The sequence below is a fragment of the Rheinheimera nanhaiensis E407-8 genome, from assembly GCF_000296695.1.
GTDB lineage: Bacteria > Pseudomonadota > Gammaproteobacteria > Enterobacterales > Alteromonadaceae > Alishewanella > Alishewanella nanhaiensis.
Genome location: NZ_BAFK01000008.1, coordinates 139,888 through 154,949, shown reverse-complemented (window position 1 = coordinate 154,949; position 15,062 = coordinate 139,888). Strand labels below are relative to the sequence as shown.

Below are 15,062 nucleotides of genomic sequence, written 5' to 3'. Positions count from 1 at the left end.
ATAACTTAGTTACACCTGACACAGTGCAGGGCTGATGCAGCTTGTGTCGTTAGCGTACCCCTTCGAGTACAAAAACTACCGGGCTAACGGCAGTAATAGGCTGTAACGTAGGCCGGGCGCGGATTATATATTAAGCAGTTTTAAAAATCAGCACCCTGAGTAAAAATTCTTTATTAAAGTCAGCTTATCAGGGCAAATGCGGCCGGGCCAGGTAATCATGTGACTGCATCTCCTGTAACCGGCTGATACAGCGTTTAAATTCAAAACTGAGTATGCCCTGGCTGTATAACTGCTCTAAACCGGTTTCTGCTGAGATAATCAGCTTAACGCCGCGCTCATAAAACTCATCTACCAGGGCGATAAAGCGCCTGGCCACATCATCATTATGCTGGCCCATGGCCTTAACGCCCGATAACAATACCGTGTGATAACAGCGGCTAAGCTCCATATAATCGTATTGGCTGCGCGCACTTTCACACAGCTGGGCAAAGGCGAACCACACCACGCCATCGGCCTCATAACGGGCCTGTATCTTGCGGTTCGCCACTTCTATCGCCACATCCTGCTGGCGCGGCTCAGTCGATAACGCCAGAAAATACTGCAGCAGGTTGGTGTCTGCCTGCTGATCCAGTGGGGCGTGGTAAATTTCGGCCTTTTCCAGCGTGCGCAGCCGGTAATCAATACCACTGTCGACATTAATGATCTCGGTGTGCTGTTTAATCAGTGTTATTGCCGGTAAAAAGCGGGCACGTTGTAAACCGTTGCGGTACAAGCCGTCAGGCTCAATATTAGAGGTTGCCACCAGCGTAATGCCGCGGGCAAACAGCGCCTGCATCAAGGTGCCTAAGATCATCGCATCAGTGATGTCTGAGACAAAAAACTCGTCAAAGCACAGAATGTCGGTTTCCTGCTTAAACTTATCGGCCACCTTTTGCAGCGGATCCGCTACGCCCTTGAACAGTTTTAACTCTTCATGTACCCGGTGCATAAAGCGGTGAAAGTGAATACGCATTTTGCGACTGCCCGGCAGGCACTCGTAAAAGGTATCGACTAAATAGGTTTTGCCCCGGCCAACCCCGCCCCAAAAGTACAGGCCTTTGACCGGCTGCACTTTGGCAGATTTCCCCAGTAAACGCTGCCAAAAACCGGGTTTTTCCGGTTGTGGCTGTAGCATGTCATCATATAAACGCTGTAACTGACGCACAGCAAACTCTTGCGCGGCGTCATACTGAAAATCCTTACGGGTTAGATCTTGTTGGTACTTTTCTAGTGGTGTCATGGCAGTTTTACTTGAAAGTGGCGCCGCTCAGCCTTAAATATCAGCAATAATAGTAACATGCCTTACCACTGCGGATAAGAAGTTAGGTTACACTATTGCAGGAAACCAGACGAAATAGGCAACAGCGTTGCCGCAGGAGTTGTTATGGAATATATGTACGCAGGTGCCTGGCTGGCAGCCGGTTTAGTAATAGGTGCAGTACTAGCCCGTATTTTTACGCTGCGTCAGTTGGATCAACACAAGTTGAAACTGGAGCTGGCAGAGAGCCAGGCACAACTGGAGCAGTACCGGCAGGATGTGTCAACCCATCTGGAGACCACCAACCAGCTGATGACACAATTACAAGACAACTACGCCCGTATTGCCCGTCATATTGCCGACTCACGCATGCAATTGGTAGAGCGGCCAACCGAGTCAGTGAAGCAGGACATTAATTACCTGTCAGGCGATACTGCAGCTTATATCCGCCAGTCATTGCATCAAATAGACGAAAAGCGTCGGGTGTACTCAACAGCCGAGCAGCAACCACTGGACTACTCTGGCGAAGCCAGTGGCCTGATTAAAGAGCGCAAACCGGCGCAATAAATTGTTACATAAAGCAAAAAGCTAAGCTGAACTTTTTTTATTGAGACACGTTCTTAGTCGCACACTGCTTTTAGGAGACTAATACGCTATGAATAAGAAATTTTCCGTGTTAAGTGCTGCCGTGGTGGCAGCGCTGACCTTCTCTGCGCTACCTGTAGCCGAAGCCCGCATTCCATTTTTTTCTAATGATAAAGAGATGCCTACACTGGCGCCCATGCTGGAGCAAGCCACACCCGCCGTGGTGCATATTTCAGTAGAAGGTAGCCGTGAAGTGCGTCAGCGTTTACCTGAAGCTTTCCGCTATTTTTTTGGTCCGCGTGGCCCAAATGAGTACCGTGAAGAGCGGCCGTTCCGCGGTTTAGGTTCAGGGGTAGTAATAGACGCCAGTAAAGGCTATATCGTTACCAATAATCATGTGATTCAGGATGCCAAAGATATTGAAGTTCGGTTAAAGGATGGCCGCACCTTTAAAGCGAAAAAACTGGGCGCCGATCCGGAAAGCGATATTGCGCTGTTACAAATTACCGCCGATAAACTGGTACAAATTCCATTAGCAGATTCAGACAAACTGCGGGTAGGCGATTTTGCTATTGCTATCGGTAACCCCTTTGGTCTTGAACAAACCGTTACTTCAGGCATTGTCAGTGCCCTGGGCCGGGGTGGTTTAGGTATTGAGGGCTTTGAAGACTTTATTCAAACCGATGCCGCCATTAACAGTGGTAACTCCGGCGGTGCGCTGGTTAACCTGCGCGGTGAACTGATTGGCATTAATACTGCCATTTTGGGCCCCAATGGCGGCAATATCGGTATCGGCTTTGCCATACCGGCCAATATGATGAAAAACCTGGTCGATCAGATAGTGGAGCATGGCGAAATACGCCGCGGTAGCCTGGGGATCCGCGGTGGCGATGTCACGGCAGATTTAACAGAAGCGATGAATTTAAGTGTCAGCCGCGGCGCCTTTGTTAATGAAGTACTGCCCGATAGTGCTGCCGAAGAGGCCGGTTTAAAGTCAGGTGATGTCATTATCAGTATGAATGGCAACCGCATTAACTCTTTCCTTGAGCTAAGGGCTAAAGTGGCCACCTTAGGTGCCGGCCGCGAGGCTGAACTGGGCGTTTTACGGGACGGTAAAGAGCGTAAGGTCAAGGTAAAACTGCAGGAACTGGCCAGCGGCCAGGTTGCTGCCAACCAGTTACACCCGATGCTGGAAGGGGCAGAGCTGTCTAACGCCAGCAACGGCGGCGTGAAGATTGACAGTGTCGCCAACAACTCACCCGCGGCGCAAATTGGCTTGCAGGCTGATGATGTGATTTTGGGCGTCAACCGCCAGCGGGTGGATAACCTGGCTGCACTGCGCAAAGCGCTGGAAAACCGCAGCGGTATTGCTGCGCTGAATATCCAGCGCGGTAATACTACCCTGTACGTGCTGATCCGCTAGCGGCATCGGCTGAAGCGGTAGTGGCAAGCTACTGCTTCAGCCGGTTTAATGTTATGCTATCGGCATCTTTCCCTTACCAAAATTGCTGGCGCTGTGGCGAAATTCTGGGTTTTTCTGCTTAAGAGCACTTTGTACGGCTTGGCGCTGGCGTTTATCCTGCTTTGGTTAATGCCGTCGGTTAACCTGCCGGCTTTTCACGGTTTCAACGGCCAGGATGCCAGTGACGATCCTGCACCGGTCAGCTATGCCCGCGCAGTGCGCCGTGCGGCACCTGCTGTGGTCAATGTCTATACCCGTAGCACACTGGTAGACCCACGGGCATTAAGGCCCCGCACTATAGAGCGGCAGGAGCTGGGTTCGGGTGTCATTATGAGCAGCCAGGGCTATATTCTGACCAATTATCATGTCGTGTACGGTGCCGACTATATTGAAGTGGCGCTACAGGACGGCCGCATGCTCGAAGCCGTACTGATTGGTCAGGACGAGCTGACTGATCTGGCGGTGCTGTATGTGCAGGCCGATAACTTACCGGTTATTCCACAAGATGATAAACTCGAACCTCAGGTAGGCGATGTGGTGCTGGCCATAGGTAACCCGCTTAATCTGGGCCAAACCATCACCCAAGGCATTATTAGCGCGAATGGTAACAATGGCTTAAGTTCGCGTGGTTATATCGATTTTATGCGGATGGACGCCGCCATTAACCGGGGCAACTCCGGCGGCGCGCTGGTCAATACCAATGGCACGCTTGTCGGTATCAACGCGGCAGCCTTTCAGCTGGAGAATCAGGACATTCAGGGCATTTTCTTTGCCGTACCTTACACCCTGGCTGTTAACGTGATGCAAAAGCTGATTAAGCAAGGCCGGGTCACGCGCAGCCATCTTGGCGTATCTGGCGATGCGGTGATTAATGCTGCCGGCGAGCGGTTAATTTCTTCTGGCCAGGTGTTGTACGGCCTAAGCATTACCGCCGTTAACGCCAATGGCCCCGCTGCGGAAGCTGGCTTGCAAGTAGGTGACATCCTGCTGAAAATCGCTGACAAGCGCTTTGACAGCGTGCAGCAGGCGTTGAATATGATTGCCGAAACCCCGCCCAATTCTACCCTGGCGCTGACGGTTGACCGCAGCGGTCAGTTATTAACGATAAACGCTGTGGTGCGTGAACTGCGCCGATAAAAAACGCGGCTTAAGCCGCGTTTATCCGTTCAATGTTCGCGCCGAGCCGGCGTAATTTATCTTCAATCTGCTCGTAGCCGCGATCGATATGGTAAATGCGATCAACCACCGTTGCGCCCTCGGCAACCAGGCCGGCAATCACCAAGCTGGCTGAAGCGCGTAAGTCTGTTGCCATTACCTGCGCCGCCATCAATCGATCACTGTGCTGACACACGGCAGTATTGCCCTCCAGGCTGATCTTCGCGCCCATACGCTGTAATTCAGGCACATGCATAAAGCGATTTTCAAAGATGGTTTCAGTGACCATGCCTACGCCATCAGCCACCACGTTTAACACGGTAAACTGCGCCTGCATATCGGTTGGAAAACCCGGGTGCGGCACCGTTTTAACGTTGACAGCTTTTAGCTTGCGGCCTGTCATATTGGCGCGGATCCAATCCGGGCCAGTACTCACCTCTACCCCGGCTTCGCGCAGTTTATCCAACACCACTTCAAGCTCTGCCGGATCCGTATTACGGCAGGTCACATCACCGCCGGTAACTGCAGCGGCTACTAAGAAGGTGCCGGTTTCAATGCGATCCGGTAACACTTTGTGATCGCCGCCCTGCAGTGCAGTAACACCTTCGATCACTATACTGTCGGTGCCGGCACCACGGATCTTAGCGCCCATGGTGTTCAGGTAACGGGCTAAGTCGACCACTTCCGGCTCACGTGCGGCATTATCGATGGTGGTGATGCCATCGGCCAGCACCGCTGCCATCATCAGATTCTCTGTCCCGGTCACACTGACCATATCCATAATAATATGGGCGCCCTTCAGCCGGTTGGCTTTGGCTTTAATGTAGCCGTTCTCGACGCTTATCTCAGCGCCCATTTTGCGCAAGCCATCAATATGCAGGTTCACCGGCCGTGCACCTATGGCACAACCACCAGGCAAGGAGACTTCGGCCTGGCCAAAGCGGCTCAGCAGTGGCCCCAGCGCTAAAATAGAGGCGCGCATGGTTTTTACCAGCTCGTAAGGTGCAAACTGGTTGTTTACCGCAGCGGCATTCACCTGCACCTGATTGTTAGCAAAACTCACCTCTGCGCCAAACAACTGCAACAATTTTACGGTGGTTTCAATGTCTTTCAGCCGGGGGACATTGCTGATAGAGGTGGGTTTTTCAGACAGTAAGCTGGCAAACAGAATAGGCAAGGCGGCATTCTTGGCGCCGGAGATATTCACCTCGCCGCGTAACACCTGACCACCGGTAACTAAAAATTGCTGCATAAAATACTACATCGGAGGATTTAAAAGTTGTTCTCTACGCCACTGTTGTGGGGTAAAGGTCTTAATGCTGACGGCATGAATACTGCCATCCGCTATCGCGGCCATAATGGGCGCGTATACCATTTGTTGCTGTTTCACCCGGCTGATGTCAGCAAAGCACTCACCCACCGCGATAACCGCATAGTGTGAGCCTTCAGCACTCACCCTGGCTTCAGTCAGCTTCAGCTGCTCAATTAACAGCTGCTCTAGTTGTTTCGTGTCCACAGATAAACCTTAATCGCTAATCGGCAATAACGGCCGCACGGCCGTCACGTCGGCTAATGATAACAGCTGTTTGGGGACATTACATAACGCTATTACAACGCCACGCTGCTTGGCTTGCGCCAGCTGTTGTAGTAACCAGGCCAGGCCAGCGGTGTCGATAGCCGTTAATTCGGCTAAGTTAAAGCGTATTTCACCCGAGGCGTCATTTAACAATGTAAAGGGTGAATACAGCATTAACGTATCACGATTTAATACGCCGGTAAAATGCAGCCACTGATCCCGCTTAACTATGCTCAGTGTCACTTTTCCTCCGGCTTGGTAATCGGTGCCTTGGCTTTTTCTTTTAACAGGGCAGTGACGCTATTCAGGCCTTGCTGACGGATCAGATTACCCAGTTCAGCACGTTTGCTATCAAGTAACGAAATGCCTTCAGCCACCATATCAAATACCAGCCAGTTACCTGCATCTTTGCCACGGCGCAGCTTAAACTCAATATTGATATCCGGCTTGCCGGGGTCAATCACACGGGTTTTAATGCTGATAATTTTCTGGCTATTATTAATACGGCCTGGCTCAATCATCACTTTTTGGTCTTTATACTGGGTGAAAACGCCGGCATAAGTGGCAACCATATAGTTTTGAAAGGCGTCAACAAACGCCAGTAAATCGTCCCGCGGAGTTTGCCGTAAATCTGCGCTATTACCAATTACCCGCAGCGCCGCATAGCGGCTGTCAATATAGGGCACCAGTTCTTCATTGACGATATCGCGCAGCACTTCCGGATTGGCGTTAATTTTACTCTGGTCACGGGCAATACGGCTGAACGTATTGTCGGCCAATACTTCCATCATCTTATAGGGATCATCATAAGTAGGAGTATCCGCACCTGCGGCTGCGCCACTAAAAACCAGCACTGCCGCCATCAATAAAGCATATACTTTCATCATTAATTCCCGCGGTTAAATAAGAATTGTCCGATCAGCTCTTCAAGTACTAAGGCTGACTTGGTGTCCTCGATGTAATCACCGGCCACCAGAATTTCAACCGTTTCATCTAAAAAGCCCGGCTGCAAGCCCAGATATTGCTCACCCAATAAACCAGAGGTCAGAATGGCCAGGGTACTGGTTTCAGGAAAGTTGTTATACTGGCTGCTGATTTCCAGCGTTACAACCGGCGTGTAAAAGGTCGTATCCAGCTCAATAGCCGCCACCCGGCCAACCACAACCCCACCAACTTTGACCGGTGAACGCACTTTAAGGCCGCCGATATTGTCAAATTTAGCGTATAACTTGTAGGTTTCGCCGTTGCCACCAAGACCACTGTTCGCGACTTTTAATGACAACATCAAAAAAGCCGCCAGAGCCAGCACGATAAAGCCACCAACTAAAATTTCAATTTTCCGTGTGGTCATTGTTATCCACCAAACATTAATGCAGTTAAAATAAAATCAAAACCCAATACAGCAAGCGATGCTGTTACCACAGTTTGTGTTGTTGCTGCGCTGATCCCTTCCGAGGTTGGCACTGCATCAAACCCTTTGTGCAGGGCTATCCATATTACGATTAACGCAAACACCACGCTTTTGATCACGCCGTTAAGCACATCTTCGTAAAAATCGACGTTTGCCTGCATGGCAGACCAGTAACCGCCGCCATCTACGCCCAACCAGTCCACGCCGACCAAATGCCCGCCCAAAATACCTACAGCGGTAAAAATAATGGCCAACAGCGGCAAGCTGATCACGCCGGCCCAAAAACGCGGGGCTATTATGCGCCGCAATGGGTCAACCGCCATCATCTCCATGCTGGAGAGTTGTTCAGTAGCCTTCATCAGGCCAATTTCAGCGGTAAGGGCGCTGCCGGCGCGCCCGGCAAACAGTAATGCCGCCACCACAGGCCCAAGCTCACGCAATAAGCTCAGGGCAACTAAAGGCCCCAGCATTTGCTCGGCGCCAAACTTCACTAATACGGTGTAGCCTTGCAATGCCAGCACCATGCCGATAAATAGCCCCGACACCAGAATGATCAACAGCGACAACACGCCAATCACGTACAGCTGTTTAATCAGCAGTGGCAGCCCTTTACGCAGATCCGGTTTACCTATCAGGGCACCAAACAGCATTAAGCCGGCCCGGCCAAAGCCAGTCACGCTGTTAATGGTGGCAGCGCCCAGTTGTTGTAGTTTGTCTGCAATCACCTGGCTAACTCCATAAGCTCAGTGGCATAAGGTGCCGCTTTAAAATGAAACGGTACTGCACCATCAGCTTCACCTTGCAAAAATTGCTGTACCAGCGCCGATGGGTGCGCCCGTAGTTGCTCTGGCGTGCCCTCACCTATCACCGTCTGTTCAGCGACGACATAAACATAATCTGCAATGCTCATCACTTCAGTGACATCATGTGATACCACGACTGAGGTTAAACCCAGCGCGTTATTTAATGACTTGATAAGCCGCACTATCACGCCCATCGAAATCGGGTCCTGCCCGGCAAAGGGCTCGTCATACATAATCAGCTCAGGATCAAGCGCTATGGCCCGTGCCAGTGCTGCGCGCCTCGCCATACCACCGGACAGCTCTGCCGGCATTAGATCCCGTGCGCCCCTAAGCCCGACAGCTTCCAGTTTCATCAATACAATCAGCCGGATCAAAGACTCCGGTAGCTTGGTGTGCTCACGGATCGGAAAAGCGACGTTATCAAACACCGACATTTCACTGAATAAGGCACCGCTTTGAAACAGCATACTCATACGTTTGCGCAGCTGATACAAGGCGCGGCGGGACAATTGCGGAATATCCTGGCCATCAAACAGTATTTTGCCACTGTCAGGTTTTAACTGCCCGCCAATCAGCCGCAATAGGGTGGTTTTGCCGATGCCGCTGGGGCCCATAATGGCCGTTACTTTGCCACGGACAAACTGCATATTCAGATCGCGGTAAATTACGCGCTCACCCCGGCTGAAGTTCAGTTGCTGTATATCAATCAGAATATCTGCCAAATTCACTCTCTTTGCCTGCCTGCAGGCTTACTCTTATTGCGATGCAATATACATACAACTATGTATGTTTTCAATCAAAGGTCGGTCAAAGCTGCAATATTGTAAACGTGTTGCCCGATAAAGTCGTTACAAAAAATCGTAACAAACTGTGCGAAAAATCGATGACTACGCACGAGCACAGCTTTTTTTGCAATTAATGGCAATAAACTGGAAAATAACCGTTGATCGCCTGGTAACACTTAAGGAATTTGCTTTGTCGCCGCTGTTATTAGCCATTATTTTTGTTGTGGTCGGCTTGATCTTATTGATCTGGAGTGCCGACCGTTTCGTGTTTGGCGCCGCCTCTGTCGCCCGCACGGCGGGTATTTCTCCTATGGTTATTGGCCTAACCATTGTTGCCATGGGCTCATCAGCACCAGAAATGCTGGTATCAGCCAGTGCCGCCTGGCAAGGTCGCATCGATACCTCTGTCGGTAATGCGTTGGGTTCAAACATCACCAATATTTTGTTGGTTATTGGTGCAGCCGCCTTACTAAAACCTATTGCAGTGTCATCATTGACGCTAAAACGTGAATACCCGCTGTTGCTGCTTTGCACCTTACTGGGTTACTACTTTATCTCAGACAATGCCTTAACCCGAACTGAAGGCATATTACTGCTGATAGCCTTTGTTAGTTTTCTCTGTTTGCTGGTTTACTGGGGCAAGCACGCCCGTACCGATGACCCTCTGGTGGCTGAAATCAATGCCGAATTACCCGAGCCGGCGCCTCTGTTCAAAGCGATACTATGGGTAATCGCCGGTTTGGCCCTGCTGCTAGCCAGTTCGCAGTTGCTGGTGCACGGCGCCGTGACGATTGCACGCTATGCCGGCCTTAGCGATCTCGTCATAGGCCTGACAATTATTGCTATTGGCACCAGCCTGCCGGAACTGGCCGCCAGTGTCATTGGTATTTTAAAAGGTGAAGACGATTTAGCGCTTGGCAATATTATTGGCTCTAACATTTTTAATATTCTCGCTGTACTCGGATTAGGAGCTGTTATCGGTCCGGCGAGTCTGGATCCCATGGCGGCAGGTCGCGATGGCTACGTTATGCTGGGTGCCACGCTGGTCATGCTGTTAATGTCATTGCGCTTAGGAAGTATTCAACGCATTAACCGTGCTGAAGGCGCTATACTGCTGGCTGCTTTTGCGGGTTATCAGTATTTACTGTTCTACAGCCTTAACCGTTAACAGACAGAGACGTCCTATGCATACAGATTTTAGAAGCCGCGCTGCTGAGGTACTGAAAATTGAAGCCGCAGCGGTAGCTCAGCTACAGCAATATCTTGATGGCAGTTTTGATCTGGCTTGTCAGCTTATACTAGACAGCAGAGGTAAAACTATTGTCACAGGTATGGGTAAATCGGGTCACATTGGCAGTAAAATTGCTGCCACCTTGGCCTCTACCGGTTCGCCGGCATTTTTTGTCCACCCTGGTGAAGCCAGCCATGGTGATTTGGGTATGCTGACCCGGGATGATGTTGTTATTGCTATTTCGAACTCCGGTGAAACTGCCGAAGTGTTAACCATAGTGCCGGTGATTAAACGCCTGGGCATAAAACTTATTGCCATGACCGGCAACCCGGCGTCTACCCTGGCTAAGCTGGCTGATGCTCATCTTTGTGTAAAGGTAGAACAAGAAGCCTGTCCACTGGGCTTAGCCCCCACGGCCAGCACCACAGCAACGCTGGCGATGGGCGATGCCTTAGCGGTGTCTTTGTTGGATGCGCGTGGTTTCTCAGCTGACGATTTCGCCCTGTCACATCCTGGTGGCAGTCTGGGACGCAAGTTGCTGCTGCGACTTGAAGATATTATGCATCGCGGTGAAGAGCTGCCCGTGGTGCCCAGCAATGCCACGATCAAAGATGCCTTGCTGGAGATTTCGAAAAAAGGCTTGGGCATGACTGCGATTACCCAGCCTGATGGTCATCTGGCTGGTATATTCACTGACGGCGATTTACGCCGCTTACTGGATTTACGTATCGACATTCACAGCAGCCAGATCGCTGAAGTGATGACCAGAAACTGTATCACCGCTAATGCGCAGATGTTGGCGGCTGAGGCGCTGCAAATTATGCAGCAGAAAAAAATTAACGGTCTTATTATTGTCGATGAGCATAAAGTCCCGGTAGGCGCGATGAATATGCATGACTTATTACGTGCAGGGGTAATGTAAGTGAGTCTTTTTAGCGAGCTATATCAAAGGATTAACCAGCCAACCTTAGAACGCGCCAGCCAGATAAAACTGCTAATTTGCGATGTTGATGGCGTATTTTCTGATGGCCGCATTTACCTGGGTAATAATGGCGAAGAGCTAAAAGCCTTTCACACCCGCGATGGCTACGGCATTAAAGCACTGCGTCAGGCCGGCGTCGAAGTCGCGGTAATTACCGGTCGCAACTCTGCCATAGTGCAGCAGCGCATGACGGCACTGAGCGTACAGTACATTTATCAAGGCCAGGAAAATAAGCTGGCGGCTTTTGAAGAGCTCCTGCAAAAATTGCAACTTAACGCCGCCAATGTTGCCTATATCGGCGATGATCTGGCCGACTGGCAGGTGATGCAACACTGCGGCCTGGCGGTAGCAGTGAAGGATGCTCACCCTTACCTGGTAAAGCATGCCGGTTATGTTACCAGCTTAAACGGTGGCTTTGGTGCGGTCAGAGAGCTGTGTGATTTACTGCTCATCAGTCAGCAGAAATTTGGTTTGTTCGACGGAAGCAGCGCATGAGAAAACTGCTGACCTTGGTGGTCCTGGCATTAACTGCAACAGCACTTTACCTCTGGTTTGAACCGGCAGAGCTGACAGACCCGCTAAAGACCGATCAAGAGCTGTTGCCTGATTATGTCGCGCAAAACGTTACCCGAAGGCTATACAACGCCGAGGGCTATCTGGCTGACACTGTCAGTGCAGAGCGGCTTGAGCATTTTGCCCAACTCGGTTTTACCCAGTTTGAACAGCCAGTGTATACCCTGTACAACGCACAGCAGCAGCCAAACTGGCGTGCCAGCAGCCGCTATGCAGTGTGGTTTCCACAGGATAAGATCATTCTGGAGCAGCAGGTACAAATTGTCAGTCAGCAACAAAACGAATTGATCCAACGTATTGAAACCGAGCAACTGGAAATGTTGTTTCCCAGCAATGCCTTGATTAATAATCACCCGGTTAGAATTCAGGGTCAGGGGTTTTATATTCTCGGCAACGGTATTAACGCAGACCTGAAAAGTAAAACCTTCCAGCTATTACAGCATGATAAAACGGTATATCAGCATGAAAACTAAGTTTTTTTTAGCATTATGTTTTGGCTGCGCCAGCCTGAGCGCCGCCCAACCAGACTACAGCCAGCAGATTCAAATAGACGCCGACCAACTGGTGTCGGTAGAGGAAAACATCCTCACCTACCGCTCTAACGTGCTGATAACGCAAGGTTCTTTACAAATGAAAGCCGATCAACTGGAAATTGATGCCAGTGCCGGCAAGGGTAAAGAGGTGTATACCGCAACCGGCAGCCCGGTAAGTTACTCACAGCAACTGGATAACGGCCAGCCGGTAACCGCTACGGCAGCGCAAATGCGTTACGAGCCTTCCAGCCGCACCCTGACGCTCAGCGGCGATGCCGAACTGACACAAAGTGGCAGTGTAGTAAAAGCCTCGGTTATCCGCTATAACGTCGAGAAAAAGCAGCTCAGTGCCGAAAGTAACGACTCTAAGCGGGTCACCACCATTTTTACGCCAGAGGAAAAGAACAATCCATGAAGTTAGTCGCCTCACATCTGGCTAAAAGTTATAAAGGCCGGCAAGTCGTAAAGGATGTCAGCCTGTCGGTGAACGCCGGCCAGATTGTTGGCTTGCTCGGCCCAAATGGGGCCGGTAAAACCACCACCTTTTACATGATTGTGGGTTTGGTACCCTCTGATAAAGGCCATATCAGCCTCAATGAGCAGGATATTACCTTCAGCCCAATCCACGAGCGGGCCCGTTGCGGTATTGGCTACCTGCCACAGGAAAGCTCTATTTTCCGCAAACTCAGTGTGTACGACAATTTATTGGCTATTTTGCAAACCCGTAAAGATTTAAGCCGCACGCAACGGGAAGAAATTGCTGACGATTTACTCGAAGAGTTTCACATAGGCCACATTAAACATAGCCTGGGCATGAGCCTATCCGGCGGTGAGCGGCGCCGGGTAGAAATTGCCCGCGCACTGGCGGCTAACCCGGCCTTTATTCTGCTGGACGAGCCTTTTGCCGGTGTTGACCCTATTTCGGTGCTGGATATTAAAAAAATTATTCAGCATCTGGCGCAACGTGGCATCGGCGTGTTGATTACCGACCATAATGTGCGTGAAACCCTTGATGTGTGTGAAATCGCCTACATTGTCAGTCATGGTGAGCTGATAGCGTCCGGCGCACCACAAGACGTACTGGCCAATCAGAAAGTGCGCGATGTATACCTGGGTGAGCAATTCAGGCTATAGTTAGCAAAAAACAACAACAGCGCGTGATTCAGGAGAACGGTAGAAGTAGATGAAACCCTCTTTGCAACTTCGCTTAGGACAGCAGCTAACCATGACGCCACAATTGCAGCAGGCTATTCGCCTGTTACAGTTGTCGACGATAGAGTTGCAGCAGGAAATTCAGGAAGCCCTTGATGCTAACCCACTGCTGGAAGCCGACGAGGAGTTTGACAGTTTCACGCCCGATGCCAAAAGCAGCAGTGAGCCACAGGAGCACAGCGATCAGCCGCTGGATGACAGCTTTGAACCCGCCGAGCCTGACAGCAGTGAGGCAATGACCGAGCAAAATATTCAGGAAGACTTACCGCTGGATAATAACTGGGATGATCTAGTCAGTGCTGAGCCGGTCAGTGCCGGTAGTGCCGGCAATCCGGATGAAGATTTCGTTTATCAGGGTGAAACCAGTGAAACCCTGCAAGATTATCTGCGCTGGCAAATGCAGCTAACGCCCTTTTCTGATACCGACCGCGCCATTGCCGAAATTATTATTGAGGCCATTGACGACAATGGCTTATTAACCATCAGCTGTGAAGACATCCTCGACTCACTGGGCTTACCGGATGTAGAGGCCGATGAAGTGGAAGCGGTGATCAAACGCATTCAGTTGTTCGACCCGGTTGGCGTGGGGGCCCGCTCGGTGCAGGAATGCCTGTTGGTGCAGCTACGTCAATTCGATGCAGCTACGCCCTTTCTCAGCGAGGCACAAAGCCTGATCCGTGACCACACCGAATTTTTAGCTAATCGTGACTTTCGTTCTTTGATGCGGGTGACTAAACTCAAAGAGGATGAACTGAAAGAAGTGATGCGCCTGATCCACAGTTTAAACCCAAGGCCCGGCGCCGATGTAATACGGCAAGAACAGCAGTACGTAATACCGGACGTGAGTGTTACTAAGGTGAAAGGTCGCTGGCAGGTTGAGCTAAACCCGGATGCCATGCCAAAAGTGCGCATTAACCAGCAGTATGCGGCGATGTCCAGAACTGCCAGAAACGCCTCAGACAGCCAGTTTATCCGCTCGCATCTGCAGGAAGCCAAATGGTTTTTAAAGAGCCTGGAAAGCCGCAACGAAACCTTATTAAAAGTGGCCAACTGTATTGTGCAACAGCAGCAGGCATTTTTTGAGCATGGTGAAGAGGCCATGAAGCCTATGGTGTTAAATGACGTAGCAGAGATGGTCGGCATGCATGAGTCCACTATTTCCCGGGTTACCACCCAGAAATATATGCACACACCCAGAGGGATCTTTGAACTTAAATTCTTTTTTTCCAGTCATGTGAGTACAGAGAGTGGCGGTGAATGTTCATCTACTGCTATCAGGGCATTTATTAAAAAATTAGTGGCGGCGGAAAACCCGGCCAAACCGCTGAGTGACAGTAAGATGGCCGATATTTTGCTGGAGCAGGGAATTAACGTAGCACGACGCACCATTGCCAAATACCGTGAATCGCTGTTTATTCCACCGTCAAATCAACGCAAGACCTTGCTGTAAATAAGCC

At 50.6% G+C, this 15,062-nt stretch carries 18 protein-coding genes; 10 read left to right on the top strand and 8 right to left on the bottom strand.

The genetic code is table 11. The annotated features are described in order from the left end of the window. Positions 1-187: 187 nt before the first annotated feature. Entirely contained in the window at positions 188-1,279 is a 1,092-nt protein-coding gene (zapE, locus tag RNAN_RS08855; RefSeq protein WP_008220916.1) for a cell division protein ZapE, read from the bottom strand. A 144-nt stretch (positions 1,280-1,423) separates the two neighbouring features. Here zapE and RNAN_RS08850 point away from each other — a divergent pair, with 144 nt between their 5' ends. The 3 genes from RNAN_RS08850 to RNAN_RS08840 all read left to right on the top strand — a co-directional run bounded on the left by RNAN_RS08850 (position 1,424) and on the right by RNAN_RS08840 (position 4,481). Continuing rightward, positions 1,424-1,864, top strand: a complete 441-nt coding sequence (locus RNAN_RS08850) for a Z-ring associated ZapG family protein (RefSeq protein ID WP_008220914.1) — start codon at positions 1,424-1,426, stop codon at positions 1,862-1,864. An 88-nt stretch (positions 1,865-1,952) separates the two neighbouring features. Continuing rightward, a complete protein-coding gene (locus RNAN_RS08845) occupies positions 1,953-3,305 on the top strand; it encodes a DegQ family serine endoprotease (RefSeq protein WP_008220912.1) in 1,353 nt (450 codons plus the stop codon). Between the two features lie 93 nt (positions 3,306-3,398). After that, positions 3,399-4,481 carry a trypsin-like peptidase domain-containing protein gene (locus RNAN_RS08840; RefSeq protein WP_040551936.1) on the top strand — a complete coding sequence of 361 codons (1,083 nt, stop codon included), beginning with the start codon at positions 3,399-3,401 and terminating at the stop codon, positions 4,479-4,481. 10 nt (positions 4,482-4,491) lie between these two features. On the opposite strand, the gene murA is transcribed toward RNAN_RS08840, so the two are convergent. From murA to RNAN_RS08805, 7 genes are read right to left on the bottom strand one after another with little or no spacing between them, the layout of a single operon-like run. Then, the gene (gene murA / locus RNAN_RS08835) at positions 4,492-5,751 is read right to left on the bottom strand and encodes a UDP-N-acetylglucosamine 1-carboxyvinyltransferase (protein WP_008220908.1); all 1,260 of its coding nucleotides are present in this window, start codon (positions 5,749-5,751) and stop codon (positions 4,492-4,494) included. A gap of 6 nt (positions 5,752-5,757) precedes the next feature. Continuing rightward, positions 5,758-6,015, bottom strand: coding sequence for a BolA family protein (locus tag RNAN_RS08830; protein ID WP_008220907.1), 258 nt, complete (start codon positions 6,013-6,015; stop codon positions 5,758-5,760). A 9-nt stretch (positions 6,016-6,024) separates the two neighbouring features. Continuing rightward, on the bottom strand, positions 6,025-6,318 hold the full coding sequence (locus tag RNAN_RS08825; RefSeq protein ID WP_008220904.1) for an STAS domain-containing protein: 294 nt from the start codon (positions 6,316-6,318) through the stop codon (positions 6,025-6,027). After that, entirely contained in the window at positions 6,315-6,962 is a 648-nt protein-coding gene (locus RNAN_RS08820) for an MlaC/ttg2D family ABC transporter substrate-binding protein (protein ID WP_148275690.1), read from the bottom strand. The genes RNAN_RS08825 and RNAN_RS08820 overlap by 4 nt, the downstream gene beginning before the upstream one ends. After that, positions 6,962-7,426 carry an outer membrane lipid asymmetry maintenance protein MlaD gene (gene mlaD / locus RNAN_RS08815; RefSeq protein ID WP_008220900.1) on the bottom strand — a complete coding sequence of 155 codons (465 nt, stop codon included), beginning with the start codon at positions 7,424-7,426 and terminating at the stop codon, positions 6,962-6,964. The genes RNAN_RS08820 and mlaD overlap by 1 nt, the downstream gene beginning before the upstream one ends. A gap of 2 nt (positions 7,427-7,428) precedes the next feature. Beyond that, entirely contained in the window at positions 7,429-8,211 is a 783-nt protein-coding gene (mlaE, locus tag RNAN_RS08810) for a lipid asymmetry maintenance ABC transporter permease subunit MlaE (RefSeq protein ID WP_008220899.1), read from the bottom strand. Next, positions 8,208-9,017, bottom strand: a complete 810-nt coding sequence (locus tag RNAN_RS08805) for an ATP-binding cassette domain-containing protein (protein ID WP_008220897.1) — start codon at positions 9,015-9,017, stop codon at positions 8,208-8,210. Before RNAN_RS08805 ends, mlaE begins: the two co-directional genes overlap by 4 nt. Positions 9,018-9,264: 247 nt before the next feature. Between RNAN_RS08805 and RNAN_RS08800 the strand changes: the two genes are divergently transcribed. From RNAN_RS08800 to RNAN_RS08770, 7 genes are read left to right on the top strand one after another with little or no spacing between them, the layout of a single operon-like run. Further along, a complete protein-coding gene (locus tag RNAN_RS08800; RefSeq protein ID WP_008220893.1) occupies positions 9,265-10,242 on the top strand; it encodes a calcium/sodium antiporter in 978 nt (325 codons plus the stop codon). 16 nt (positions 10,243-10,258) lie between these two features. After that, complete coding sequence (locus tag RNAN_RS08795) at positions 10,259-11,227, top strand: KpsF/GutQ family sugar-phosphate isomerase (RefSeq protein WP_008220890.1); 969 nt, start codon at positions 10,259-10,261, stop codon at positions 11,225-11,227. After that, the gene (gene kdsC / locus RNAN_RS08790; RefSeq protein WP_008220887.1) at positions 11,228-11,782 is read left to right on the top strand and encodes a 3-deoxy-manno-octulosonate-8-phosphatase KdsC; all 555 of its coding nucleotides are present in this window, start codon (positions 11,228-11,230) and stop codon (positions 11,780-11,782) included. It begins immediately after the preceding gene. Beyond that, entirely contained in the window at positions 11,779-12,333 is a 555-nt protein-coding gene (lptC, locus tag RNAN_RS08785) for an LPS export ABC transporter periplasmic protein LptC (RefSeq protein WP_008220885.1), read from the top strand. Before kdsC ends, lptC begins: the two co-directional genes overlap by 4 nt. Continuing rightward, a complete protein-coding gene (gene lptA / locus RNAN_RS08780) occupies positions 12,323-12,808 on the top strand; it encodes a lipopolysaccharide transport periplasmic protein LptA (RefSeq protein ID WP_008220883.1) in 486 nt (161 codons plus the stop codon). The genes lptC and lptA overlap by 11 nt, the downstream gene beginning before the upstream one ends. Next, positions 12,805-13,527, top strand: coding sequence for an LPS export ABC transporter ATP-binding protein (gene lptB, locus RNAN_RS08775; protein ID WP_008220880.1), 723 nt, complete (start codon positions 12,805-12,807; stop codon positions 13,525-13,527). The genes lptA and lptB overlap by 4 nt, the downstream gene beginning before the upstream one ends. A gap of 49 nt (positions 13,528-13,576) precedes the next feature. After that, positions 13,577-15,055 carry an RNA polymerase factor sigma-54 gene (locus RNAN_RS08770; RefSeq protein WP_040551909.1) on the top strand — a complete coding sequence of 493 codons (1,479 nt, stop codon included), beginning with the start codon at positions 13,577-13,579 and terminating at the stop codon, positions 15,053-15,055. Positions 15,056-15,062 lie beyond the last annotated feature (7 nt).